16 protein-coding genes, 3 tRNA genes, 1 pseudogene and 1 riboswitch are annotated in these 24261 nt (G+C 59.9%); of the genes and pseudogenes, 17 read left to right on the top strand and 3 right to left on the bottom strand.

The window, feature by feature from the left end:
* Window positions 1–36: 36 nt before the first annotated feature.
* Together ACM6IT_RS11835 and argR are read left to right on the top strand one after the other, a co-directional pair.
* Window positions 37–801, top strand: coding sequence for an ABC transporter ATP-binding protein (locus tag ACM6IT_RS11835; RefSeq protein WP_056724137.1), 765 nt, complete (start codon window positions 37–39; stop codon window positions 799–801).
* A gap of 203 nt (window positions 802–1004) precedes the next feature.
* Window positions 1005–1985 carry a transcriptional regulator ArgR gene (gene argR / locus ACM6IT_RS11830; RefSeq protein WP_056724139.1) on the top strand — a complete coding sequence of 327 codons (981 nt, stop codon included), beginning with the start codon at window positions 1005–1007 and terminating at the stop codon, window positions 1983–1985.
* A 17-nt stretch (window positions 1986–2002) separates the two neighbouring features.
* Here argR and ACM6IT_RS11825 read toward each other — a convergent pair whose 3' ends face one another.
* Window positions 2003–7024 (bottom strand): dermonecrotic toxin domain-containing protein, encoded by a 5022-nt coding sequence (locus ACM6IT_RS11825; RefSeq protein WP_414918043.1) that lies wholly within the window; start codon window positions 7022–7024, stop codon window positions 2003–2005.
* Window positions 7025–7333: 309 nt separating this feature from the next.
* On the opposite strand from ACM6IT_RS11825, the gene ACM6IT_RS11820 reads away from it, so the two are divergent.
* The 7 genes from ACM6IT_RS11820 to astE all read left to right on the top strand — a co-directional run bounded on the left by ACM6IT_RS11820 (window position 7334) and on the right by astE (window position 15185).
* Entirely contained in the window at window positions 7334–8554 is a 1221-nt protein-coding gene (locus ACM6IT_RS11820) for an aspartate aminotransferase family protein (protein WP_414918042.1), read from the top strand.
* Window positions 8555–8705: 151 nt separating this feature from the next.
* Window positions 8706–9725, top strand: coding sequence for an arginine/ornithine succinyltransferase subunit alpha (gene aruF, locus ACM6IT_RS11815; protein ID WP_046042322.1), 1020 nt, complete (start codon window positions 8706–8708; stop codon window positions 9723–9725).
* A 79-nt stretch (window positions 9726–9804) separates the two neighbouring features.
* Window positions 9805–10830 (top strand): arginine N-succinyltransferase, encoded by a 1026-nt coding sequence (gene astA / locus ACM6IT_RS11810; protein WP_056724145.1) that lies wholly within the window; start codon window positions 9805–9807, stop codon window positions 10828–10830.
* Window positions 10827–12296 carry a succinylglutamate-semialdehyde dehydrogenase gene (gene astD / locus ACM6IT_RS11805; protein ID WP_414918067.1) on the top strand — a complete coding sequence of 490 codons (1470 nt, stop codon included), beginning with the start codon at window positions 10827–10829 and terminating at the stop codon, window positions 12294–12296. The genes astA and astD overlap by 4 nt, the downstream gene beginning before the upstream one ends.
* A 167-nt stretch (window positions 12297–12463) precedes the next feature.
* Window positions 12464–13810 (top strand): N-succinylarginine dihydrolase, encoded by a 1347-nt coding sequence (astB, locus tag ACM6IT_RS11800; protein ID WP_056724148.1) that lies wholly within the window; start codon window positions 12464–12466, stop codon window positions 13808–13810.
* A gap of 61 nt (window positions 13811–13871) precedes the next feature.
* Entirely contained in the window at window positions 13872–14162 is a 291-nt protein-coding gene (locus tag ACM6IT_RS11795) for a hypothetical protein (RefSeq protein WP_046042326.1), read from the top strand.
* A 12-nt stretch (window positions 14163–14174) separates the two neighbouring features.
* Entirely contained in the window at window positions 14175–15185 is a 1011-nt protein-coding gene (gene astE, locus ACM6IT_RS11790) for a succinylglutamate desuccinylase (RefSeq protein ID WP_056724150.1), read from the top strand.
* Window positions 15186–15295: 110 nt separating this feature from the next.
* Here astE and ACM6IT_RS11785 read toward each other — a convergent pair whose 3' ends face one another.
* Complete coding sequence (locus ACM6IT_RS11785; RefSeq protein ID WP_223541278.1) at window positions 15296–15805, bottom strand: 6,7-dimethyl-8-ribityllumazine synthase; 510 nt, start codon at window positions 15803–15805, stop codon at window positions 15296–15298.
* A 99-nt stretch (window positions 15806–15904) separates the two neighbouring features.
* A riboswitch (FMN riboswitch) is annotated at window positions 15905–16075 on the bottom strand.
* A gap of 198 nt (window positions 16076–16273) precedes the next feature.
* Here ACM6IT_RS11785 and ltaE point away from each other — a divergent pair.
* The 7 genes from ltaE (at window position 16274) to ACM6IT_RS11750 (ending at window position 22241) form a co-directional block, all read left to right on the top strand.
* Entirely contained in the window at window positions 16274–17278 is a 1005-nt protein-coding gene (ltaE, locus tag ACM6IT_RS11780) for a low-specificity L-threonine aldolase (protein ID WP_414918041.1), read from the top strand.
* A gap of 146 nt (window positions 17279–17424) precedes the next feature.
* Window positions 17425–20046, top strand: a complete 2622-nt coding sequence (gene alaS / locus ACM6IT_RS11775) for an alanine--tRNA ligase (protein ID WP_414918040.1) — start codon at window positions 17425–17427, stop codon at window positions 20044–20046.
* A gap of 91 nt (window positions 20047–20137) precedes the next feature.
* Window positions 20138–21379, top strand: coding sequence for an aspartate kinase (locus ACM6IT_RS11770; protein WP_007971040.1), 1242 nt, complete (start codon window positions 20138–20140; stop codon window positions 21377–21379).
* A 188-nt stretch (window positions 21380–21567) separates the two neighbouring features.
* Complete coding sequence (csrA, locus tag ACM6IT_RS11765) at window positions 21568–21756, top strand: carbon storage regulator CsrA (protein ID WP_002554426.1); 189 nt, start codon at window positions 21568–21570, stop codon at window positions 21754–21756.
* A gap of 62 nt (window positions 21757–21818) precedes the next feature.
* Window positions 21819–21909, top strand: a tRNA-Ser gene (locus ACM6IT_RS11760).
* A gap of 107 nt (window positions 21910–22016) precedes the next feature.
* Window positions 22017–22093: transfer RNA gene (locus ACM6IT_RS11755), tRNA-Arg, on the top strand.
* Window positions 22094–22164: 71 nt separating this feature from the next.
* Window positions 22165–22241: transfer RNA gene (locus tag ACM6IT_RS11750), tRNA-Arg, on the top strand.
* Window positions 22242–22267: 26 nt separating this feature from the next.
* Here the strand turns inward: ACM6IT_RS11750 and ACM6IT_RS11745 are convergent.
* Window positions 22268–22454 (bottom strand): annotated as a pseudogene (locus ACM6IT_RS11745) (cell envelope protein SmpA); the annotation flags it as partial.
* A gap of 335 nt (window positions 22455–22789) precedes the next feature.
* Here ACM6IT_RS11745 and mgtE point away from each other — a divergent pair.
* Window positions 22790–24232, top strand: a complete 1443-nt coding sequence (gene mgtE / locus ACM6IT_RS11740; RefSeq protein WP_056724156.1) for a magnesium transporter — start codon at window positions 22790–22792, stop codon at window positions 24230–24232.
* Window positions 24233–24261 lie beyond the last annotated feature (29 nt).

Here is a 24261-nt window from a genome sequence, read left to right as displayed (position 1 = left end):
TACCACTGACTGACTGTTTTTGTGAGAACCGACAGCATGTACAAACTTGAAGTCCAAGACCTGCATAAACGCTATGGCAGTCACGAAGTGCTCAAGGGCGTGTCCCTGAAAGCGGCAGCCGGCGATGTGATCAGCATCATCGGTTCCAGTGGCTCCGGCAAAAGTACTTTCCTGCGCTGCATCAACCTGCTGGAGCAGCCGCACGCGGGCAAGATCCTGCTCAACAACGAAGAGCTCAAGCTGGTGGCGAACAAGGACGGCGCGCTGAAGGCAGCCGACCCGAAACAGCTGCAACGCATGCGTTCGCGCCTGTCGATGGTGTTCCAGCATTTCAACCTGTGGTCGCACATGACCGCGCTGGAAAACATCATGGAAGCGCCGGTGCATGTGCTGGGCATGTCCAAGGCCGAGGCCCGCGACAAGGCCGAGCACTACCTGAACAAGGTAGGCGTGGCCCATCGCAAGGATGCTTACCCTGGGCACATGTCCGGCGGCGAGCAGCAGCGCGTGGCCATTGCCCGTGCGCTGGCGATGGAGCCGGAAGTGATGCTGTTCGACGAACCGACTTCCGCCCTCGACCCGGAGCTGGTCGGCGACGTGCTGAAAGTCATGCAGGCCCTGGCCCAGGAAGGCCGGACCATGGTCGTGGTGACCCACGAAATGGGCTTTGCCCGTGAAGTGTCGAACCAGTTGGTGTTCCTGCACAAAGGTGTGGTCGAAGAAAGCGGCAACCCGCGCGAAGTGCTGGTGAACCCGCAATCCGAGCGTTTGCAGCAATTTCTCTCGGGTAGCCTGAAGTAATCAGGGCTGCCGTTGTGCACCTTGTAGGAGCTGCCGAAGGCTGCGATCTTTTGATCTTGATTTTTCGAGTCAAAAGATCGCAGCCTCGTTTCACTCGACAGCTCCTACAGGTTTGATCTCTGCTGGTTTTAAGATTTGCGTTCATTTACGGGCTAGCATTGGCCCATGCCTTCATCACTGTTCTCCGCTTCGGATTGCCCACCATGACTGCCCATCGAATTGGTTTCCTGATTTGGCCCAGCACTAAAGCACTGACGCTTGCGCTGGCTGAGGAGGCCTTGCGTGTTGCCCAGCGTGTGCATCCGGACGTGGTTTACGAGTTGTCGTTCCTGCAGGCCGAACCGCCGGCCGAAAGCGCCTGGCAATTGCCGGGCGAGGCGTGGGCCGGCAAGCTCGAAAACTTCCAGAAACTGTTCCTGCTCGCTGACGAACCACCGACCGCACTGGCGCCGGCGCTCAGCAGTGCGCTCAAGCAACTGGTGCGTTCCGGTTGCGTGATCGGCGGTCTGTCGGCCGGTGTTTACCCGTTGGCACAGCTGGGTTTGCTCGACGGTTATCGCGCGGCGGTGCATTGGCGCTGGCAGGACGATTTCGCCGAGCGCTTTCCGAAGGTCATTGCCACCAGCCACCTGTTCGACTGGGATCGCGATCGCCTGACGGCGTGCGGCGGCATGTCGGTGCTCGACTTGTTGCTGGCGGTGCTGGCCCGCGACCACGGTGCGGAACTGGCCGGTGCGGTGTCCGAGGAACTGGTGGTCGAGCGCATCCGTGAGGGCGGCGAACGCCAGCGTATTCCGTTGCAGAACCGCCTCGGTTCCAGCCATCCGAAGCTCACCCAGGCGGTGTTGCTGATGGAAGCCAACATCGAAGAGCCGCTGACCACCGACGAAATCGCCCAGCACGTGTGCGTGTCCCGTCGGCAACTGGAGCGCATTTTCAAGCAATACCTCAACCGTGTGCCGAGCCAGTACTACCTGGAACTGCGCCTGAACAAGGCCCGGCAGATGTTGATGCAAACCAGCAAGTCGATCATCCAGATCGGCCTGTCCTGTGGCTTCTCCTCGGGGCCGCATTTCTCCAGCGCCTATCGCAATTTCTTCGGTGCCACGCCGCGGGAAGATCGCAACCAGCGGCGCAGCAGCAGCCCGTTCGAGTTGTCATCGGTGCCGCCGGAGCGCGGTTGATCCGCGCCTGATACCGATCAGTCTTCCGGTTCGGACGCCTCGGAAGTCGACATCTCCAATTCTGCCCGATCAATCACTTCCTGAACCCCGAAGTCGACGCTGGTCAACCTGAAGTACTCAAGCAGGATTTGCAGGCTTTCTTCAGAGAGCGGATTACCCCGCAGGCTGATGCTTTCGGCGACCTCCAACGGCATTTCGAGGAGGTCGGCGGGTATCTGGCTGATCGTGTTGCCGCTCAGGTCTACGATTTCCAGGCTCTTGAGTTGCATCAGTCCGGCGGGTAATTCGGGGAGCCCGCAGTTGTCCAGCTGCAGGGTTGCCAGGTCCGTCATCTGGCTGATATCCGGAGCCAGCCCCAGCGGATTGTTTCTCAAATCGATGAATTCCAGGCGGGCCATCTCGGCCAGGTTCAGGACCGACTCCGGGGTCAGGGTGATGTTGCAGTCAGGGAGATTGAGCGAGCTCAAATCGCTCATCCGGAAGATCGCCTCCGGGATATTGCCCAGCCTGAAGTCGTTGATAACGAGGGTCTTGAGTTTGGGGAAACACTCAAGGAACCCCGTGACACCCGAAGTCAGGCCACTCTCGCTCTCCAGGTAAACCAGAGAAACATGGCTGAAATCTGCGCTAAGTGTCGGAAGGTGACCGGTAATCCACGTGTTCAGGCTCAGGTCATAAGTTGTCGCTTGCAGCGAGTCGTTGAGGTTCACTGGATCGGTTTCCCGGCGCCAGCAGCGCAGCACGGACTCTCTGAATGCGTCCCGCGTCGAATGTTCGATCAGCAGTTGCTGGGCAGTGAACGGTTGATTGCTGTGGGGGTGGACGGCCGGAATATTGCCGGTCCAGGCCGACAGGTCGTGTTCAAGGGTGGTGAGTTCGGCTTCCAGGCGGGTCAATGCGATTCGCCCCTCGTCCAGTGTGCCGGGGAGCAGGAACACGAATTTGCTGGCGTCCTCCTGGTCCATCATGGGGTACAGCGCCTGGGTGCGGTCGATATCTGCTTGCTCGGCAAAGATACCGAAGTCCTGATGGGTCTGTTGGAAGTGCTGTTTGAGGCGTTCACGGGTTGCGCTGGAAAACGGATTGTTGGCCAGGTCGAAACCCTCCTGGGTGCGTTGTTGCAGCGTGAACAGTGCGCTGGGCAACTCTTTGATCTGGTTATCATTGAGTAGGGCGGTGCGCAGGCGCGGACGAGTCAGCAAGTTGCGCGGTAGTTCAGTGATGCCCGTCTGCGATAAATCGATGTAGTTCAAGTCCGGCATGCTGCCGAAATCGGGTGTCAGGCCCAAGGGGTTGTTGTACAAGTCCAAAGTGGTCAACTGATGCAGGCCCTCGAGCCCGAGCTGGCTTTCGGGGCTGAGGGTGATCGAGCAATTGCTCAGAATGAGCTCTTCGAGTCGCAGCGATGGAAGGGTGTCTGGCAAGCGGCCAAGGTTGAAGTCTCGCAGTTTCAGGATGCGTAGGCCGGTAAAGCCGCGCAGAAACTCGTGCAGGCCCCGCGTGGCGCTACCACCATCGAGCCTTAGCATTGTGACGCCGCTGAAGTCGGTGTCCAGTGTTGGCAATTGGCCAATGATGGCTTGGGAGAAGTTGAAGTCGACTGTTTCAAGAGTCGTTTCGGGAAGGGTCCATTGCTGGCGCCAACAGTCGGCCAGATCGATAGTGAATTGACGGCGGACCTGCTGTTGCGCAGCGAACTGCCCGGGCGTGATCCTGATTTGCGTGTCTGGAATGAACAGCGGAATTTCCTCTCGCCAGGATGAAAGTGCCTCCAGCAGTTGCGTGTGTTGAGTCATGAGTCGACTCAGCTCTGCTCGCGGTCCGCCGGGATGCAGTTGCAAGCGTTCGATGAAGGCGTCGAGTTCTTCGGCGGATAGATGGGGAAACAGTGTCTGTGCCCGACCTTGCAAGGTGGGTGTGTTGCGTGGCATTTGACGATACCCGTCACCGCCACCGAGCAAGCGCATCACTTTTGGGTCGTAGGTGGGTTTGAGGTCGGGGTGTTGAATCAGCAGTGCGCGCAATGCATCGCGGCTCAAGGCGTGCTGGCGAATCAGCTGCTTGAGCCGTTCACCTTCACCGATATTCAGATTCAAGGCCGCCCGTTCGCTGTCCGGCATGGCCTGTAGCAGGCAGGTGTAGAGCGAGCCCATGCCGCTGAGTTCTTCGCCGTCATGATCGAAGGGCTGATAGGAACCCTCTTCTCCGAGCACCAGCACTTTACGCAGGGGCGCGTCGATACGGCCAAGGCTGTCGATCAGCGGACCCTCATGGGCGTACTGGCGGATTTCCAGTCGTAGCTCTGCCGTCCAGCCCGGCAGTTTTTCCAGGGTGTGCAAGGCCAGCCGGTCGGTGTCGAGGTTGTTCTCGGTCGATGGCAAATCAAGCCCCTCGTAGGCGCGTGTCACCCGTACTTGCAATCCGGCCTCCCGGCTCAACTCGACCAGGCGAGGGGCAAGGATTGAGTTTTTCAGCTGCTGCAGTTCCTGATCGCTTGCCGTGTCCACAATCGCTTGTGCAACGCTGCGTGGCAATCCGGGCTCGGCATCCATGACCACTTGTATGGCCGCGCGAGCGCCACGTTCGAGTCTGCGGTAACGTTGATCGAACAGGCTTTGCCGTTTCTGTTCGGCAAGCCGCGCGAGTATCTTGCGCAATCGCTGCACCCGCTTTTCCAGGCCTGGGGAGGGGTGGCCGAATTCTTCGCTCATCAGCGTTCTGGCTTCGCTGTCCGACAGGGTCTGGAGAAAGGTTTTCAGCAGGTCGCCGTCGGTGAGGCGGGTGGTATCGATTTGCACCACGGGTACATCGGGCGCCGGGCTTTGCCAAAGGGTTTGCGCTTTTTTGTCGATCAGTCGCAGGCCTTTGTTTGCCGGCCAGTAACCGTTTTCATTGAGCAGTTCCAGCTGTGTCACCGGATCCGCCTTAAGGAAGTGCTCCGGCTGGTCACTGCCGATCTGATCGATAAAGGTCTGTATGTCCTGATCGATCCCGAAGCGTTTGAGTGTGTCGGCCAATAGCGGCGGTACCCGCCCGGTATTCACGTGCATCTTGCGCAGGACATCTTCGTGGCTGCCGCTGATGCTGAGGATGCGTTCGCGAGTACTGGCCGAAAATCGCTGCATGTCCGGGCCGACACGGTGCAGTACGGTGGCCTGGTCCCAGCTCAACGGCTGGTCGAGTTCGGTTTGCCAGGCACCGGCACCGTTGTGTCGCAGTTTTGGTTTGTAGGCGTCAGGGCGGGAGGGGTGGTCGATGTGGTACCCGCCGGTTAGTGGATCCTTGCTCACGGCGTAGTGCTTGTTTTCCAGGAGTAGCAGGTTTTTGCCCTGATACGGGTGCTGGCCCAGTTCATTCGGTTTTGCATCCTTGGGTAACGCCGAGGGGTGTTCATAGCCGGTCAGGTCGGGCTGCCAGTAGCGGGTGTCGCCGTTTGGCCGTTTTACCGTATTGAAGCCGTCGATGAATTCAACGATCTCCCGGGGCAATACCGAGCGAAATTCGCCGGCGGCGATCGCCCCTCCTGCGGCAAAGGTCCCCAGTTGCACTGCGGACTCCACCACACCCATCAAGTGCCCGAAGGCCTCGCGACTCCGCCCCTCGGCCCAGTCGACCACGCTTTCGAAGGTTTCGTCGAGCAACTGGTAGGCCATGTAGCCGAGCATCAGTTCGCCGAGAAACGGCACGAATGGCAGTGCCACGAAAGCGGCGATGTTCAGCAGTGCCGAGGCGATCTCCGTGAAGGAATCCCACAGCGCCCAGCGAGCTTTCTGGTCGACCGTTGCAGTGGACACCGCGATCACCCGCGCATCGTTGAGGATTTTGTTGAGCTTGCTCTGGTAGAGGTGAGTCCACAGTTCTGCTGTGACAGGCGTTGCCACGATCTTCAGGTCCGCGCGCGGGTTGGGCTGTTGCCGCCAGGTCGGACGAGGATCGCCTGGCCGGACCGGTTGCCAGGTGATCGGGACAAGCAGTTGGTTCAGCTGTGCGAAAAAGTGACCGCGATCTTCATGGTTAATGAAGCGACTGAAAAACTGTTGATAGGCGGGGTCGAGCAGACGCCGGGCCAGTTCTTCGGCGAAGGCCGCAGACGAGGGGTATTCCTTGATCGGCTGTTCGGGGTCGCCCGGTATATAAGCCACCACGCGAACCACTTCCCGGGCGCGGTCCAGGTCCGGGGCAAACAGCAGGATGCCGGTGAGGCTCGCGTTGAGGATCTTCAGGTCATGACAGCGCCATGGCTGCTTGTGCTGCGGCAGGTTGTCGAGCAGGCCGAGAATAAGGCTGTGGGTGTCGCTGCCCAGGTTTTTTTGCATCTGCGCCAGGTGCAATGCAGCGGTGATTGCGGATTTCTGGCTGTCGCGGATTTTCCCTCGCAGCAGCGCCGAGTCCACCGGATTGCCGATACTCAGATTGTCTTCCAGATAGGTTTTATAGCGCTGGCCGATGTCCAGCTCCCGGCACATGGCGGTAAAGACCGTGACAGGCATCTTTTCCAGGATCTGCGGCAAGGTCAGGAATTGCCCGTTGGAGGATGGCGCGGTGATGTACGTCGAGGCGGGTTCGAAGGCATCTGCAAGGGTCTCGGCACTTTCGAAATTGTGCAGTGCGGCATCCAGCAGCGATACCGTCCAGGTGCGCGCAGCGCCTGACTTCAGGCGTAACCACGGCAGGTGATCAGGCAGGTAGAGGCGCAAAAACGTTTCGCGCACATTCAGATCCAGGCCGAAGCGGCGCTTGATTTCGGCCTGGAGCAGCGGCTTGGCGAAATCCGCGGGGTTTTGCAGGTTGGCCAGTGCCTTGTCGACCTGATTCTGGCTGGAGATCTGTCGGGCGATCAGCCTGGCGAGTTTCGTGTGGTGATGTTTCGATGCCGCCTTTAGTCCGGCGGGCAGAGTGGGAGTGATGTTGCGCAGCGCCTCGCGTCTGTGAGGCGCCGCCTGGCGCAGCCAAGGGGGGATCACATTCTGCAGATGCTGGAAATGAGCGTCCGGCCTGAAAGCGTCGCAGGCAATAGTGGCAGTGGATTCGGTAATCATGGGGGCAGTGGCCGTTGGTTTTGAAAGGCCACTAGGAAAACCCGCGAACCTGGACGCTGTGCGGTACATATTTACCGCACTCGGGCCATTGGCAGGCGTTACAGCGCAGCAAGCCTGCCGCAAACGTCCGCCGCCAGTTAAACTGCGCCTTTGCGACCCTATATGTCGCATTGCCGTAAACCCGGGAAAATCCGGGGTTTGCGCTATAAGAAGTTGTCGCTTGGCGGCAAGGCCGGGCTGAAAACTGTCCTTACAATCCTCACCAAGCTCGCCAGTTTCAGGCGAGTGTTTTCTCTTCAGGAGACTCCGATGTCCGTTGAGCACGCTGCGGTACAACGCGCCGATTTCGATCAGGTAATGGTTCCCAACTATGCGCCTGCCGCATTCATTCCTGTGCGTGGCGCCGGTTCCCGCGTTTGGGACCAGTCCGGCCGCGAGCTGATCGACTTTGCCGGCGGGATTGCCGTCAACGTATTGGGTCACGCCCATCCGGCGCTGGTCGGTGCCTTGACCGAGCAGGCGAACAAGCTGTGGCACGTGTCCAACGTGTTCACCAATGAGCCGGCCCTGCGCCTGGCACACAAGCTGGTCGACGCCACCTTTGCCGAGCGCGCTTTCTTCTGCAACTCCGGCGCCGAAGCCAACGAGGCCGCTTTCAAGCTGGCCCGTCGTGTCGCGTTCGACCGTTATGGCAGCGAGAAGTACGAAATCATCGCCGCGCTCAACAGCTTCCACGGCCGTACCTTGTTCACCGTGAACGTCGGTGGCCAGTCGAAGTACTCCGATGGCTTCGGTCCGAAGATCACCGGCATCACCCACGTGCCGTACAACGATCTGGCCGCGTTGAAAGCTGCCGTTTCCGACAAGACCTGCGCCGTGGTCCTGGAGCCTATTCAAGGTGAGGGTGGCGTTCTGCCGGCCGAACTGGCCTACCTGCAAGGCGCCCGCGATCTGTGCAACGAGCACAACGCGCTGCTGGTGTTCGACGAAGTGCAAACCGGCATGGGCCGTACCGGCCACCTGTTCGCCTACCAGCATTACGGTGTGATCCCGGACATCCTGACCAGCGCCAAGAGCCTGGGCGGTGGTTTCCCGATAGCCGCCATGCTGACCACCGAAGACCTGGCCAAGCACCTGGTCGTCGGCACCCACGGCACCACTTACGGCGGCAACCCGCTGGCGTGTGCTGTCGCCGAAGCCGTGATCGACGTGATCAACACCCCTGAGGTGCTGGCTGGTGTCAACGCCAAGCATGACAAGTTCAAGGCCCGCCTTGAGCAGATCGGCGAGAAGTACGGCCTGTTCACCCAGGTCCGTGGCCTGGGCCTGTTGATCGGCTGTGTGCTGAGCGATGCCTGGAAAGGCAAGGCCAAGGACATTTTCAACGCCGCTGAGCAAGAAGGCCTGATGATTCTGCAAGCCGGCCCGGACGTGGTGCGTTTCGCCCCGAGCCTGGTGGTGGAAGACGCCGATATCGATGCCGGTCTGGACCGCTTCGAACGTGCCGCGGCAAAACTGACGCAAGCCTGATAGACCCTTCGACGCCTGCAAGTCAGGCGTCGAACCCAATTTTTGTTCCGGGCCGGATCAAATGTGGGAGCGAGCAAGCCCGCTCCCACAGTCTCCTGCGGAGATGGCCCGGGATTTTTTTCTGTAAGTTCTGAGATTAAGGAGTGACACCATGCTGGTGATGCGCCCCGCGCAAATGGCTGATCTGGGCGAGGTACAGCGTCTGGCTGCGGACAGTCCGATTGGTGTTACTTCCTTGCCGGATGACGTTGAACGCCTGAGCGACAAGATCGCGGCAAGCGAAGCCTCGTTCGCCGCCGAAGTGAGTTTCAACGGTGAGGAAAGCTATTTCTTCGTCCTCGAAGACTCCGCCACCGGCAAGCTGGTCGGTTGCTCGGCCATCGTGGCGTCGGCCGGTTACTCCGAGCCGTTCTACAGCTTTCGCAACGAAACCTTCGTGCACGCTTCCCGCGAGCTGAAGATTCACAACAAGATCCACGTGCTCTCGCAGTGCCATGACCTGACCGGCAACAGCTTGCTGACCAGTTTCTATGTGCAGCGCGAGCTGGTGGGTTCGCCGTGGTCGGAGCTCAACTCCCGTGGCCGCTTGCTGTTCGTGGCCAGCCATCCGGAGCGTTTTGCCGATTCCGTAGTGACCGAGATCGTCGGTTACAGCGATGAAAACGGCGACTCGCCATTCTGGGATGCCATCGGTCGCAACTTCTTCGACCTCAACTACGCCGAGGCCGAGCGTCTGTGCGGGCTGAAAAGCCGTACGTTCCTCGCCGAACTGATGCCGCATTACCCGATCTACGTGCCACTGCTGCCGGACTCCGCTCAGGAAGCCATGGGCCAGGTGCACCCGCGGGCGCAGATCACCTTCGACATCCTGATGCGCGAAGGCTTCGAGACCGATCACTACATCGACATTTTCGACGGTGGCCCGACCCTGCATGCCCGTGTCTCGGGGATCCGTTCGATCGCCCAGAGCCGTGTGGTGCCGGTGAAGATCGGCGAACCGGTCAAAGGTGTCGGTCGCCAGTATCTGGTGGCCAATGCCCAGTTGCAGGATTACCGCGCTGTGATGCTCGAGCTCGATTACGCGCCGGGCAAACCGGTGACCCTGGACCTGGAAGCGGCCGAAGCCCTGGGCGTCGGCGAGGGTGCCAGCGTGCGCCTGGTGGCGGTTTAACAGCGGCCTGGCCTGATTGCTTGTTTAGAAAGCAGCGAAGTTTCACGGGTGGCGCAAGCGGCCCGTTTGAGGAGATAGCATGATCGTTCGTCCCGTACGCAGCAGCGATTTACCCGCTCTGATCGACCTGGCCCGCAGCACCGGCACCGGCCTGACCACCTTGCCGGCCAACGAAGAGCGGCTGGCCCATCGGGTCGGCTGGGCCGAGAAGACCTTTCGCGGCGAAGCCGGGCGGGGCGATGCGGACTACCTGTTCGTGCTCGAAGATGACGACGGTCGCGTGGTGGGTATTTCCGCCATTGCCGGCGCCGTCGGCCTGCGTGAGCCCTGGTACAACTTCCGGGTCGGTCTGACGGTCAGCGCTTCGCAAGAGCTGAACATCTATCGCGAAATCCCGACGCTGTTCCTGGCCAACGACCTGACCGGCAACTCCGAGCTGTGCTCGCTGTTCCTGCACGCCGATTATCGTACCGGCCTCAACGGCCGCATGTTGTCCAAGGCGCGGATGCTGTTTATCGCCGAATTCCCGCAACTGTTCGGCAACAAGATCATTGCCGAGATGCGCGGTGTTTCCGACGAGGCCGGGCGTTCGCCGTTCTGGGAAAGCCTGGGGCGGCACTTCTTCAAGATGGAATTCAGCCAGGCTGACTACCTGACCGGTGTCGGCAACAAGGCGTTCATCGCCGAACTGATGCCGAAATTCCCTCTGTACACCTGCTTCCTGTCGCCGGACGCGCGCAACGTGATCGGTCAGGTTCACCCGGACACCGAGCCGGCGCTGGCCATGCTCAAGAGCGAAGGTTTCAGCTACCAGGGCTACGTCGACATTTTCGACGCAGGTCCTGCGATCGAGTGCGAAACCGGCAAGATCCGCGCCGTGCGTGACAGCCAGGCACTGGTGCTGGCCGTCGGCACGCCGGGTGACGATGCCACGCCATTTATCATTCACAACCGCAAGCGCGAGGACTGCCGCATCACTGCTGCGCCGGCACGTCTGGCCGCCGGTACCCTGGTGGTCGATCCGCAGACCGCCAAACGTCTTCAACTCAACGCTGGCGACCAAGTACGCGCCGTGGCGTTGTCCGCTGCTCGGGAGTCGAAATAATGAAGTCGCTTTACATTGCAGGTGAATGGCTGGCAGGTGGGGGCGAAGCCTTCGAATCGCTGAACCCGGTGACCCAGCAGGTGCTGTGGTCCGGCGTTGGCGCCACCGCCGGTCAAGTCGAGTCGGCTGTGCAAGCTGCGCGTCAGGCGTTCCCGGACTGGGCGCGGCGTACCCTGCAAGAGCGTATCTCGGTGCTGGAAGCCTTTGCCGCTGCGCTGAAGAATCACGCTGACGAACTGGCTCATACCATCGGCGAAGAAACCGGCAAACCCCTGTGGGAAGCGGCGACCGAAGTCACCAGCATGGTCAACAAGATTGCCATCTCGGTGCAGAGCTACCGCGAACGTACCGGCGAGAAGAGCGGCCCGCTGGGCGACGCCACCGCAGTGCTGCGCCACAAGCCCCACGGTGTGGTGGCGGTGTTTGGTCCTTACAACTTCCCGGGTCACCTGCCGAACGGCCATATCGTGCCGGCACTGCTGGCCGGTAACAGCGTGCTGTTCAAGCCAAGTGAACTGACACCGAAAGTCGCCGAGCTGACGGTCAAGTGCTGGATCGAGGCTGGCCTGCCAGCAGGCGTATTGAACCTGCTGCAAGGCGCTCGCGAAACCGGCATCGCCCTGGCGGCGAACCCGGGAATCGACGGTCTGTTCTTCACCGGTTCCAGCCGCACCGGCAATCACCTGCACCAGCAGTTCGCCGGTCGTCCGGACAAGATCCTCGCGCTGGAAATGGGCGGTAACAACCCGCTGGTGGTCGATCAGGTCGCTGACCTCGATGCCGCGGTGTACACCATCATTCAGTCGGCGTTCATCTCCGCTGGCCAGCGTTGCACCTGTGCCCGCCGCTTGCTGGTGCCGCAAGGTGCCTGGGGTGATACGTTGCTGGCGCGCCTGGTGGCGGTCAGCTCGACCATTGAGGTCGGTGCTTTCGATCAGCAACCGGCGCCGTTCATGGGCTCGGTGGTTTCCCTCGGTGCGGCCAAAGCGTTGATGGATGCGCAAGAACATCTGCTGGCCAACGGCGCCGTGGCGCTGCTGGAAATGACTCAGCCTCAGGCTCAATCGGCCTTGTTGACCCCGGGCATCCTGGACGTGAGCGCCGTTGCCGATCGTCCTGACGAAGAGCTGTTCGGCCCGTTGTTGCAGGTGATCCGCTACGCTGATTTTGCAGCGGCGATCGCTGAAGCCAACGACACCGCCTACGGTCTGGCCGCCGGCCTGCTGTCGGATTCCGAAGCGCGTTACCAGCAATTCTGGCTGGAAAGCCGTGCCGGTATCGTCAACTGGAACAAGCAACTGACCGGCGCCGCGAGCAGCGCGCCATTCGGCGGCGTCGGCGCCTCGGGCAACCACCGCGCCAGCGCCTACTACGCGGCTGATTACTGCGCGTACCCGGTGGCCTCGCTGGAAACGCCGAGCCTGGTGATGCCGTCGGCCCTTACGCCTGGCGTGAAAATGGCGTAACGCCCATTCGCGGGCAAGCCCGCTCCCACAAGGACTGCGTCGAACACAAAATTTGTGAACACTGCTGAACCTGTGGGAGCGGGCTTGCCCGCGAAGGCCGCGACTCGGTCGCACTGAACAGTTAGTTACTGAAGCCTATAACAACAGATTCTCGTGGAGCCTCGCTGATGAAATCCTATGAAGTCAATTTTGACGGTCTAGTGGGGCCGACCCATAACTACGGCGGCCTGTCCTACGGCAACGTCGCGTCCCAGAGCAACAGCCAGCAGTCTTCCAACCCCAAGGAAGCGGCGCTGCAAGGCCTGGCAAAGATGAAAGCGCTGATGGAAATGGGTTTCCAGCAAGGCGTACTGGCACCGCAAGAGCGCCCGGATGTGGCCGCACTGCGTCGCCTGGGCTTTGGCGGCACCGACGCTCAAGTGATCGAGCGCGCCGCCAAAGACGCGATGCCGCTGCTGGTGGCCAGTTGCTCGGCCTCGAGCATGTGGGTGGCCAACGCCGCCACGGTCAGCCCGAGCGCCGACACCGCTGATGGTCGCGTGCATTTCACCGCCGCCAACCTCAACTGCAAATACCACCGCAGCATCGAACACCCGACCACCAGCCGCGTGCTGGGGGCGATGTTCGCTGACCAGCAACACTTCGCCCACCACGCCGCCTTGCCGGCCGTGGCGCAGTTCGGTGACGAAGGTGCGGCCAACCACACCCGTTTCTGCCGTGAATACGGCGAAGCCGGTGTCGAATTCTTCGTGTTCGGTCGCAGCGCGTTCGATACCCGCTACCCGGCACCGCAGAAGTACCCGGCGCGCCAGACCCTCGAAGCGTCCCAGGCCGTTGCCCGTTTGCACGGCTTGAGCGATGACGGCGTGGTCTACGCCCAGCAGAACCCGTCGGTGATCGATCAGGGCGTGTTTCACAACGACGTGATTGCGGTCGGTAATGGTGAAGTGCTGTTCTATCACGAGGACGCGTTCCTCGAGACCGAGAAGATGCTCGCTGAATTGCAGAGCAAACTCGCCAAGGTCGGTGGGAAATTTCAGTCCGTCTGCGTACCGCGCTCCGCAGTAAGCGTGGAAGACGCCGTTCGTTCCTACCTGTTCAATAGCCAACTGCTGTCGCGTCCTGACGGCTCCATGCTGTTGATCGTGCCGGAAGAATGCCGTGGCAACGAGCGTGTCTGGCAGTACCTGCAGGGTTTGACCGGCTCCGGCGGCCTGATCCGCGAAGTGAAGGTCTTCGATCTCAAGCAGAGCATGCAGAACGGCGGTGGCCCGGCTTGCCTGCGGTTGCGTGTCGCACTCAACGAAACCGAACTGGCGGCCGTCAACCCAGGGGTTATCATGACGGCACCGTTGTACGGCACTCTGACCGAATGGGTCGAGAAGCACTACCGCGACCGCATGACCGAAAACGATCTGGCGGACCCGCAATTGCTGCTTGAGTGCCGGACGGCACTGGATGAACTGACGCAAATCCTTAAACTGGGCGCGGTTTATCCATTCCAGATCAATTGATCGACGGCGCGCCGCTTTCTACGGCAGCGCGCTGCTTCATCTCAAACGAGAGCGTAAAGACATGAGCGATACCCTGCAGCTGATCCTTGAAGACACTGACGGCACGCAACTGGAGACTTCCTGCACCCGTGTCGCGGTCCTGTGGCAAGGCAAAGAGCTGTGGATCCAGCAGGACGGCCGTGGCCAGTTGCTGATCGGCGTAGACGTCGAAGAAGGCGACGCCGAATACGCAAACCTGCTGTTGCGCCCATTGGCGACTAATCTGGTAAGTCTGCAACTGGAGATGGAACCGGCTGAACTCGGCGACGACGAGGATCACGTTCACGGCCCGGATTGCAACCACGACCACTAAGGAAACCGCTCTATGCTCGCCCTCGGCAAACTGCTTGAACTGACCCTCGCCGGCCGCGAACCGGCGGAGAAGACTCAACTGACTGTCGAAGGCGTGCGCATGCGCTGGTTGAGCGAAGGTGCGCTGGAAGTCCGGCCACCTGAAGCCCGTGACAATGGCCTGGACCTGCTGCTGTCGGCGGGGATCCACGGCAACGAAACAGCGCCGATCGAATTGCTCGATCGCCTGTTGCACGACATTGCCCGCGGCGACTTGAAGCCGCGCGCACGTATTCTGTTCCTGTTCGGCAACCCGGAAGCGATTCGCAAAGGCGAGCGTTTCGTCGAGCAGGACGTCAATCGGCTGTTCAACGGCCGTCATGAACAAAGCAGCGGTTGCGAAGCCCTGCGCGCCTGTGAACTGGAGCGTTTGGCAGCGAGCTTCTTCAGCCTGCCGGACCGTCAGCGCCTGCACTACGACCTGCACACGGCGATTCGTGGCTCGAAAATCGAGCAGTTCGCCCTGTATCCGTGGAAAGAAGACCGCCAGCATTCCCGTCAGGAGCTGGCGCGCCTGCGTGCTGCCGGCATGGAAGCGGTGCTGTTGCAGAACAAACCGTCCATCGTGTTCAGCTCCTACACCTACGACAAACTGGGGGCCGAGGCCTTCACCCTGGAGTTGGGCAAGGCGCGGCCGTTCGGTCAGAACGACGGGGTCAACGTCTCGCTGCTGGAGAAGCGCCTCAAGCAGATCATCGAGGGCACTGAACCGGAACTGACTGAGGACGCGCTGGACGGTTTGCAGCTGTACAGCGTGGCACGGGAAATCATCAAGCACAGCGACAGCTTCCGCCTGAACCTGCCGGCGGACATCGAGAACTTTTCGGAGCTTGAAGTGGGTTACCTGCTGGCGGAAGACATCGCCAACACCCGCTGGATCATCGAGGAAGAGGGCGCCCGGATCATCTTCCCGAACCCCAGGGTGAAGAATGGTTTGCGTGCCGGCATCCTGGTTGTGCCAACCACCGACGCAAACCTGGCCTGACACAACCCCTGTAGGAGCTGCCGAAGGCTGCGATCTTTTGATCTTGTTCTTTTCAGATCAAAAGATCGCAGCCTCGTTGCACCCGTCAGCTCCTACAGGGTTTTGCGGTGTTAGACCGCTACCGCACGCGGCTCACTGCGACGTAGCGAGCGGATCTTCATCAGCGTATCCGCACAGGTCTTCGCCGCTTCCTGGCCTTTATGCTGGAAATGTTCGAAGAAGAACTTCTGGTGCTCTTCACCGGCATGGAAGTGGTGCGGGGTCAGGGACACCGAGAACACCGGCACTTCGGTTTCCAGTTGCACCTGCATCAGGCCGCTGACCACCGACTGGGCGACGAACTCGTGGCGGTAGATGCCGCCGTCCACCACCAGGGCTGCGGCGACGATGCCGGCATAACGACCGGTCTTGGCCAGCAACTTGGCGTGCAAGGGCATTTCAAAGGCGCCGCCGACTTCGAAGAAATCGATGTCGGATTCCTGATAACCCTGGGCAATCATTTCTGCGACGAAGCCTTTACGGCTCTGATCGACAATATCCTTGTGCCAGCAGGCCTGGATGAACGCTACGCGCTCGCCATGATGGTGTTTGCTTTTGCTGTCGATTGCGGTGGGTTGCATGTTCTGACTCCTGTTTGTGTGAAAAACAGGGCGTTATGAATCGAAGGGGATCTGAGGGTGCGCTCGCACGAATGCCGGCGGACGGCCCTTTGTTGTCAATCCCGTTCTCTCTTCATCCGGACTATGACCGTCGGCCCCGGGATCACACCGGGTCTGCTGACCTTGTCGCCAACCACCGCCGAAGCAGCGTCGTCGCCAAGCGCTCGCGGGCTATGCGCTTTGCACGCAATTACCGCCGGTGGGGAGTTGCACCCCGCCCTGAGAACGTTTTTGCCGCCCAAATTGTTTGGCGGCGCAGCGTTTTTATCACATATTTGCGGTGTGCGCATGGCCCCTTTTGGATGATTGCTATCGAGTATTTCGCTTTATTAGTGAGCATTATCCCAGCCCAAGGGTTGATTAATCGTCGCCATGCCCGCAGTAATTCCTGACTGAAAGGGATTTCCCCTGCTTACCGAGGCCAGATTCATGAGCGTTATCGATCTTCGCAGCGACACCGTTACTCAACCTTGCGCCGGCATGCTCGACGCGATGGCCAAAGCCGCCACCGGCGATGACGTGTATGGCGAAGATCCGACGGTCAATCACCTGGAAGCCGAACTGGCCCAGCGCCTGGGTTTTGCCGCGGCACTGTTCGTGCCGACCGGCACCATGAGCAACCTGTTGGGGTTGATGGCCCATTGCGAGCGCGGTGACGAGTACATCGTCGGCCAGCAGGCCCACACTTATAAGTACGAAGGGGGTGGAGCGGCGGTGCTGGGGTCGATCCAGCCACAGCCGCTGGAAGTACAGGCCGATGGTTCGCTGGACCTGGCGCAGGTTGCCGCCGCGATCAAGCCGGACGACTTCCATTTCGCCCGTACCCGTCTGCTGGCGCTGGAAAACACCATGCAAGGCAAGGTCCTGCCGCTGGAATACCTGGCGCGGGCGCACAGTTTTACCCGCGAACATGGCCTGCAACTGCACCTGGACGGCGCACGTCTGTACAACGCGGCAGTGAAACTGGGTGTGGATGCCCGGGAAATCACCCGGTATTTCGACTCCGTCTCGGTGTGCCTTTCCAAAGGCCTGGGCGCACCTGTCGGTTCGGTGCTGTGCGGCTCGGCCGAGCTGATCGGCAAGGCCCGGCGCCTGCGCAAGATGGTCGGTGGCGGCATGCGTCAGGCCGGGATTCTCGCGGCGGCGGGGCTGTATGCGCTGGATAACAATGTAGCGCGCCTGGCCGATGACCATGCCAACGCGCAGTTGCTGGCCGAGGGCCTGCGCGGGGCCGGGTTCGAGGTCGAGCCGGTGCAGACCAACATGGTTTACGTGCAGATGGGCGACCAGGCCGAGGCGATCAAGGCCTTTGCCGCCGAGCGGGGGATCAAGCTCAGTGCCGCCGCTCGTCTGCGCATGGTCACGCACATGGACGTCAGCCGTGCGCAAATCGAGCAGGTCGTCGCGACATTCGTCGACTTTTCGCGCAAGTGATAGCGTTAGCACTCCAATTGACCGTTTCTATCGTATAAACACGCTGTACCCCGCGCGCAGGGCCGATATAATGCGGCCCTTTGCCGTCGCTTCGTCTGTTGACGTTTCGAACAGGCCTTTGGCCGCAGCCTCCGTGGAAGAACCTAATGAAAAGCGCAGAAATCCGTGAAGCCTTCCTTCGCTTCTTCGAAGAGCAAGGCCACACCCGTGTAGCCTCCAGCTCTTTGATTCCGGGCAACGACCCAACCCTGCTGTTCACCAACGCGGGGATGAACCAGTTCAAGGACTGCTTCCTGGGCCAGGAAAAGCGCGCGTACACCCGCGCCGTCAGCAGCCAGAAATGCGTGCGCGCCGGCGGCAAGCACAACGACCTGGAAAACGTCGGTTATACCGCTCGTCACCACACCTTCTTCGAAATGCTGGGTAACTTCAGCTTCGGTGATTACTTCAAGCGAGACGCGATCACCTACGCCTGGAACTTCCTGACGTCCGACAAGTGGCTGAACCTGCCGAAGGAAAAGCTCTGGGTCACTGTCTACGCCAGCGATGACGAGGCGTACGACATCTGGACCAAGGAAATCGGGGTTCCAGCCGAGCGTATGGTGCGCATCGGCGACAACAAGGGCGCGCCGTACGCCTCCGACAACTTCTGGACCATGGGCGATACCGGCCCGTGCGGTCCTTGCACCGAGATTTTCTACGATCACGGCGCCGACATCTGGGGTGGTCCACCGGGCTCGCCGGAGGAAGACGGCGACCGTTACATCGAAATCTGGAACAACGTGTTCATGCAGTTCAACCGCACCGCCGATGGCGTGTTGCACCCGTTGCCAGCGCCGTCGGTCGACACCGGCATGGGCCTGGAGCGGATCAGTGCCGTGCTGCAGCACGTTCACTCGAACTATGAAATCGACCTGTTCCAGAGCCTGCTGAGCGCGTCGGCCAAGGCCATCGGTTGCACCAACGATGCCCAGGCTTCGCTGAAAGTCGTGGCTGACCACATCCGTTCCTGCGGCTTTCTGATCGCCGACGGCGTGCTGCCGTCCAACGAAGGCCGCGGCTACGTGCTGCGCCGGATCATCCGTCGCGCCTGCCGTCACGGTAACAAGCTGGGCGCCAAGGGCAGCTTCTTCTATCAGATCGTTGCGGCCCTGGTCGCCGAGATGGGGGAAGCGTTCCCTGAGCTGAAATCCCAGCAGGCGCACATCGAGCGCGTGCTGAAGGCTGAAGAAGAGCAATTCGCCAAGACCCTGGAGCAGGGCCTGAAGATCCTCGAGCAGGATCTGGCTGAACTCAAAGGCGACGTGGTGCCGGGCGACGTGGTGTTCAAACTCTACGACACCTACGGTTTCCCGATGGACCTGACTGGCGACATCGCTCGCGAGCGCAGCCTGACCATCGACGAAGAAGGTTTCGAGCGGGAAATGGAAGCCCAGCGCGTGCGTGCTCGCTCGGCCAGCTCCTTCGGCATGGACTACAACAGCCTGGTCAAGGTTGACGTCGATACCCAGTTCACTGGTTACACCGCTCACAGCGGTTCCGCCAAGATCGTTGCTCTCTATAAGGATGGGCAGTCGGTCGACGTGTTGAGCGAAGGCGAAGAGGGCGTGGTCGTTCTCGATCAGACGCCGTTCTATGCAGAGTCCGGTGGTCAGATTGGCGATTGCGGCTTCCTCCAGGCCGGCGCTGCGCGTTTCGACGTGCGCGACACCACCAAGACCGGCGGTGCATTCCTGCATCACGGTATCCTGGATTCGGGTAGCCTGATCGTCGGTGCGCCGGTCGAGACCCACGTTGATGCCGAGGTGCGTCACGCCACGTCGTTGAACCACTCCGCGACTCACTTGCTGCACGCTGCATTGCGCCAGGTGCTGGGCGATCACGTTCAGCAGAAAGGCTCATTGGTCGACAGTCAGCGCCTGCGTTTTGACTTCAGTCACTTCGAAGCCATCAAGCCTGAACAACTGAAAGCGCTGGAAGACATCGTCAACGCCGAGATTCGCAAGAACTCCGAAGTTGAAACCGAAGAAACCGATATCGAAACCGCCAAGCAGAAAGGCGCCATGGCGCTGTTCGGCGAGAAATACGGCGACAACGTGCGTGTACTGAGCATGGGTAATTTCTCCGTTGAGCTGTGCGGCGGTATCCACGCCAACCGTACCGGCGACATCGGCCTGCTGAAAATCATCAGCGAAGGCGGTGTGGCATCGGGTGTGCGTCGTATCGAAGCCGTCACCGGTGCGCAAGCGCTGGCCTACTTGAATGCGGCGGAAGAACAACTCAAGGAAGCGGCCAGCCTGGTCAAGGGCAGCCGCGACAACCTGATCGACAAGCTGTCGGCTGTGCTGGAGCGCAACCGTCTGCTGGAGAAGCAACTCGAGCAGTTGCAAGCCAAGGCTGCCAGTGCCGCGGGCGACGATCTGTCGGCCCAGGCGCTGGACGTCAAGGGCGTGAAAGTGCTGGCCGTGCGTCTGGACGGTCAGGATGGCAAGGCGCTGTTGGCGCTGGTCGATCAACTGAAAAACAAACTCGGCCGCGCAGTGATCCTGCTCGGCAGTGTCCATGAGGAAAAGGTCGTTCTGGTTGCAGGTGTAACCAAAGACCTGACTGGCCAACTCAAAGCCGGTGATTTGATGAAGCAAGCCGCTGCGGCAGTGGGCGGGAAGGGTGGTGGTCGTCCAGACATGGCGCAAGGCGGCGGTACCGACGCTGGCGCACTGGATGCGGCACTGGCCCTGACCGTTCCGTTTGTAGAGCAGGGTCTATAAGGCAGTACTTGCGGCCCGCAGTCTAGTGGTGGGCCGCGACGCTGTTTGAGTGATTATTTGGGCGCCCTTCATGGGCAGAGGCGGCTTTGAAATGGCTTTGATCGTACAGAAATTTGGAGGCACCTCGGTCGGCACTGTCGAGAGAATCGAGCAGGTCGCCGACAAGGTTAAGAAATTCCGCGATGCCGGCGATGACCTGGTGGTTGTGCTGTCTGCAATGAGCGGCGAAACCAACCGTCTGATCGATCTGGCCAAGCAAATCAGTGGCGACGGCCAACCGGTTCCGCGCGAGCTGGACGTGATCGTTTCCACCGGTGAGCAGGTGACGATTGCCCTGTTGGCCATGGCGCTGATCAAGCGCGGCGTGCCGGCGGTGTCGTACACCGGCAACCAGGTGCGGATCCTGACGGATAGCGCGCACAATAAAGCGCGTATCTTGCAGATTGATGACCAGAAGATTCGCGGTGACCTGAAGGCGGGTCGTGTGGTGGTTGTCGCCGGTTTCCAGGGCGTCGACGAGCACGGCAACATCACCACCCTGGGTCGTGGCGGTTCCGACACCACCGGCGTGGCGCTGGCGGCAGCCCTGAAGGCTGACGAATGCCAGATCTACACCGACGTCGACGGTGTCTACACCACCGACCCGCGTGTGGTGTCCGTGGCTCAGCGCCTGGACAAGATCACCTTCGAAGAGATGCTGGAAATGGCCAGCCTCGGCTCCAAGGTGTTGCAGATCCGTGCGGTCGAGTTCGCCGGCAAGTACAACGTTCCGCTGCGCGTACTGCACAGCTTCAAGGAGGGTCCGGGCACCCTCATTACTATTGATGAAGAGGAAACCATGGAACAGCCGATCATTTCCGGTATCGCTTTCAACCGCGATGAAGCCAAGCTGACCATCCGTGGCGTGCCAGACATCCCGGGCGTTGCCTTCAAGATTCTCGGCCCGATCAGTGCCGCGAACATCGAAGTCGACATGATTGTGCAGAACGTCGCGCACGATAACACCACCGACTTCACCTTCACCGTGCACCGCAACGACTACCAGGCGGCGCAAGCCGTGCTGGAAAAGACCGCTGGCGAGCTGGGTGCCCGTGAAGTCGTGGGCGACACCAAGATCGCCAAGGTGTCGATCGTCGGCGTTGGCATGCGCTCTCACGCAGGCGTGGCCAGTCGCATGTTCGAATCCCTGGCCAAGGAAAGCATCAACATCCAGATGATCTCGACTTCGGAAATCAAAGTCTCCGTAGTGATCGAAGAGAAATACCTGGAACTGGCTGTGCGCGCTCTGCACACAGCTTTCGAACTGGACGCACCGGCCCGCCAGGGCGAGTGATGCGTTTGCCAAAAGGCGCGGTCTGACCGCGCCTTTTGTTTTTTTGAATGGCGTGACCCCCGAGGCTGTTCTTTTGCTCGCGCTAGTCAATACTCAGGCATGTAGGGCTGCGATCGCTCCGGTTGTGGGTCGAGTGCCTTTTTTTTGCAGACTGTTGTCCCTGAAATGTAATGCGTGAGGAGAAAGGTATGCTGATTCTGACTCGTCGGTGCGCAGAAAGCCTGATTATCGGTGATGGCGAAATCACCGTGACCGTGCTCGGCGTCAAAGGAAATCAAGTGCGCATCGGTGTTAATGCCCCCAAAGAGGTGGCTGTTCACCGGGAAGAAATTTACCTGCGTATCAAGAAAGAGAAGGACGAAGAACCAAGCCATTAATTTTTATCGTTTTTTATGTTTGCAAACGGGGAAGAAGCTGGTTAATATACGCCCCGTGTTGCGGAGAGCTGGCCGAGTGGCCGAAGGCGCTCCCCTGCTAAGGGAGTACACCTCAAAAGGGTGTCGGGGGTTCGAATCCCCCGTTCTCCGCCATTATTTGCGTAGTACGTTGTAATCTGGCTTCTTCGGTAAGTTGTTGAAATTACTAGAAAAAGTGTTTGACATAGAGATTAGACGGCCTATAATGCGCGGCAACAAATGCACTCGTAGCTCAGCTGGATAGAGTACTCGGCTACGAACCGAGCGGTCACAGGTTCGAATCCTGTCGAGTGCACCATTTAAGAGTTAGTTGCAGCAATGCAGGTAACTTGGCTTCAACCAGTTGTGATCTGGTATAAAAACACAAATGCACTCGTAGCTCAGCTGGATAGAGTACTCGGCTACGAACCGAGCGGTCACAGGTTCGAATCCTGTCGAGTGCACCATACAAACAAAAAGCCCGCATTTTATGCGGGCTTTTTGCCGTCTGGGATTTGGCTTTTCCTTTCGTGCATCCCCTCTCGTCGAACTCCACCTGTGCTGCGATCTCGCTGGTTGTCGTAGCGATAGCTGGTGGGCGAATTGCGAATGCTGATCCTGTCCGGCTTGCCGAGGGCGCTTTCGGCGTCTTGCTGGCTCATGCCGGTGATTGATGATTGCCTCTACACGCTCCCCGGCGTCCTCCGTGACGTTCCTTTTCAAGGGTAGCGACTACAATTTCGAAAAGGAGGTGTGTTTTCTTTTCTGGAAGCGTCGTCGCATTTTCCAGGATCAGGACGATGCTCAAGTTTGTTGTGCAAGCGCTTGTTTCAGCCGAGATTTTTTAACGTTTAAAACCGTCAGGCGGTGTATCATTGCGCCCGTCAGCCCCGCCGGGGCTTGTGGAATACCTCCATGGACTTACCCAGTAGTTACTCAGTACCCCGTTTCACCAATCATGAATTGACTGATTGATCCTTCCGGCGTGCCCCGCTGCTGGGAGTGGAGTTCGCCTATGTCCGATGTTGAAGTAAAGAAAACGCAGGAAAGCTTGCAGGATCGCCTGGCTCAGGTGGTCGAGTTGCTGCAGCGCCAGCGAGTTGTAGAAGACCTGACTCACCGCCAGGAAGGCCCGCATCATGACCGGGTCGAGAACCTGGTCCACCGGCAGAACCTCGTCGAGTTGCAACGCAAGCTCGATGACCTGCACTCCGCCGACGTCGCCTACATCCTTGAAGCCTTGCCGCTGGACGATCGTCTGACGCTCTGGCAATTGGTCAAGGCCGATCGCGACGGCGACATCCTCCTTGAAGTATCCGATTCGGTCCGTGAATCGCTGATCGCCGACATGGACGATCACGAGCTCCTGGCAGCCGCCAAGGACATGGATGCCGACGAACTCGCTGACCTGGCCTCCGAGCTGCCGCGAGACGTCGTCCATGAGCTCATGGAGACCCTCGACCAGCAACAACGCGAGCGTGTGCGTTCGGCTCTGTCCTACGACGAGGAACAGGTCGGTGCGCTGATGGACTTCGAGATGGTGACCATCCGCGAGGATGTCAGCCTTGAAGTGGTCTTGCGTTATCTGCGCCGTCTCAAGGAGTTGCCGGGTCACACCGACAAACTGTTCGTGGTCGATTACGACGGCGTCCTCAAGGGGGTGTTGCCGATCAAGCGTTTGCTGGTCAACGATCCGGACAAACAGGTTTCCGAGGTGATGGCCAGCGATCCGGTGAGTTTCCACCCGGACGAAGACGCCTACGATGCCGCCCAGGCGTTCGAGCGTTACGACTTGATCTCCGCCCCCGTGGTCGACAAGAACGGCAAGCTGATCGGCCGTCTGACCATCGATGAAATGGTCGACCTGATCCGTGAAGAGAGCGAAAGCGAAGTTCTCAACATGGCGGGTTTGCGTGAAGAAGAAGACATTTTTGCGTCGGTCTGGAAATCCCTGCGTAACCGTTGGGCCTGGCTGGCGATCAACCTGATTACCGCGTTCGTGGCTTCTCGGGTCATCGGTTTGTTTGAAGGTTCGATCGAGAAACTCGTGGCGCTTGCGGCATTGATGCCGATCGTGGCGGGAATTGGCGGCAACTCGGGTAACCAGACCATCACCATGATTGTTCGGGCCATGGCGCTGGACCAGGTGAGCACCGGCAACACCTCGCGTCTGATGCGCAAGGAATTGGCGGTAGCGCTGATCAACGGCGTGATCTGGGGTGGGGTGATCGGTGTGGTTGCCTACCTGTTGTATGGCAGTTGGTCATTGGGTGTGGTGATGACCGCGGCGATGACGCTCAACCTGTTGCTCGCGGCGTTGATGGGGGTCTTGATTCCGATGACCCTGGCGAAGATGGGGCGCGACCCGGCGATGGGGGCCAGTGTGATGATCACGGCCGTGACCGACAGCGGTGGCTTCTTCATCTTCCTGGGGCTGGCGACAATCTTCCTGCTTTGAAGTCCGTTTCTCTAAAAAACCCGCCGTCT

Origin of the sequence: Pseudomonas sp. IT-P4, from assembly GCF_949767755.1 — a bacterium.
Lineage (GTDB): Bacteria > Pseudomonadota > Gammaproteobacteria > Pseudomonadales > Pseudomonadaceae > Aquipseudomonas > Aquipseudomonas monachiensis.
Note: the sequence above shows the minus strand (reverse complement) of the source record. Positions and strands in the feature narration are given on the sequence as shown.

Bases quoted from the DNA above. Each gene is read 5' to 3' on its own strand.
- aruF (WP_046042322.1), top strand. From the start codon at position 8,706: ATGCTGGTGATGCGCCCCGCGCAAATGGCTGATCTGGGCGAGGTACAG.
- alaS (WP_414918040.1), top strand. From the start codon at position 17,425: ATGAAAAGCGCAGAAATCCGTGAAGCCTTCCTTCGCTTCTTCGAAGAG.
- astE (WP_056724150.1), top strand. From the start codon at position 14,175: ATGCTCGCCCTCGGCAAACTGCTTGAACTGACCCTCGCCGGCCGCGAA.
- astB (WP_056724148.1), top strand. From the start codon at position 12,464: ATGAAATCCTATGAAGTCAATTTTGACGGTCTAGTGGGGCCGACCCAT.
- ACM6IT_RS11825 (WP_414918043.1), bottom strand. From the start codon at position 7,024: ATGATTACCGAATCCACTGCCACTATTGCCTGCGACGCTTTCAGGCCG.
- ACM6IT_RS11770 (WP_007971040.1), top strand. From the start codon at position 20,138: ATGGCTTTGATCGTACAGAAATTTGGAGGCACCTCGGTCGGCACTGTC.
- ltaE (WP_414918041.1), top strand. From the start codon at position 16,274: ATGAGCGTTATCGATCTTCGCAGCGACACCGTTACTCAACCTTGCGCC.
- ACM6IT_RS11795 (WP_046042326.1), top strand. From the start codon at position 13,872: ATGAGCGATACCCTGCAGCTGATCCTTGAAGACACTGACGGCACGCAA.
- astA (WP_056724145.1), top strand. From the start codon at position 9,805: ATGATCGTTCGTCCCGTACGCAGCAGCGATTTACCCGCTCTGATCGAC.
- mgtE (WP_056724156.1), top strand. From the start codon at position 22,790: ATGTCCGATGTTGAAGTAAAGAAAACGCAGGAAAGCTTGCAGGATCGC.
- ACM6IT_RS11820 (WP_414918042.1), top strand. From the start codon at position 7,334: ATGTCCGTTGAGCACGCTGCGGTACAACGCGCCGATTTCGATCAGGTA.
- argR (WP_056724139.1), top strand. From the start codon at position 1,005: ATGACTGCCCATCGAATTGGTTTCCTGATTTGGCCCAGCACTAAAGCA.
- csrA (WP_002554426.1), top strand. From the start codon at position 21,568: ATGCTGATTCTGACTCGTCGGTGCGCAGAAAGCCTGATTATCGGTGAT.
- ACM6IT_RS11785 (WP_223541278.1), bottom strand. From the start codon at position 15,805: ATGCAACCCACCGCAATCGACAGCAAAAGCAAACACCATCATGGCGAG.
- ACM6IT_RS11835 (WP_056724137.1), top strand. From the start codon at position 37: ATGTACAAACTTGAAGTCCAAGACCTGCATAAACGCTATGGCAGTCAC.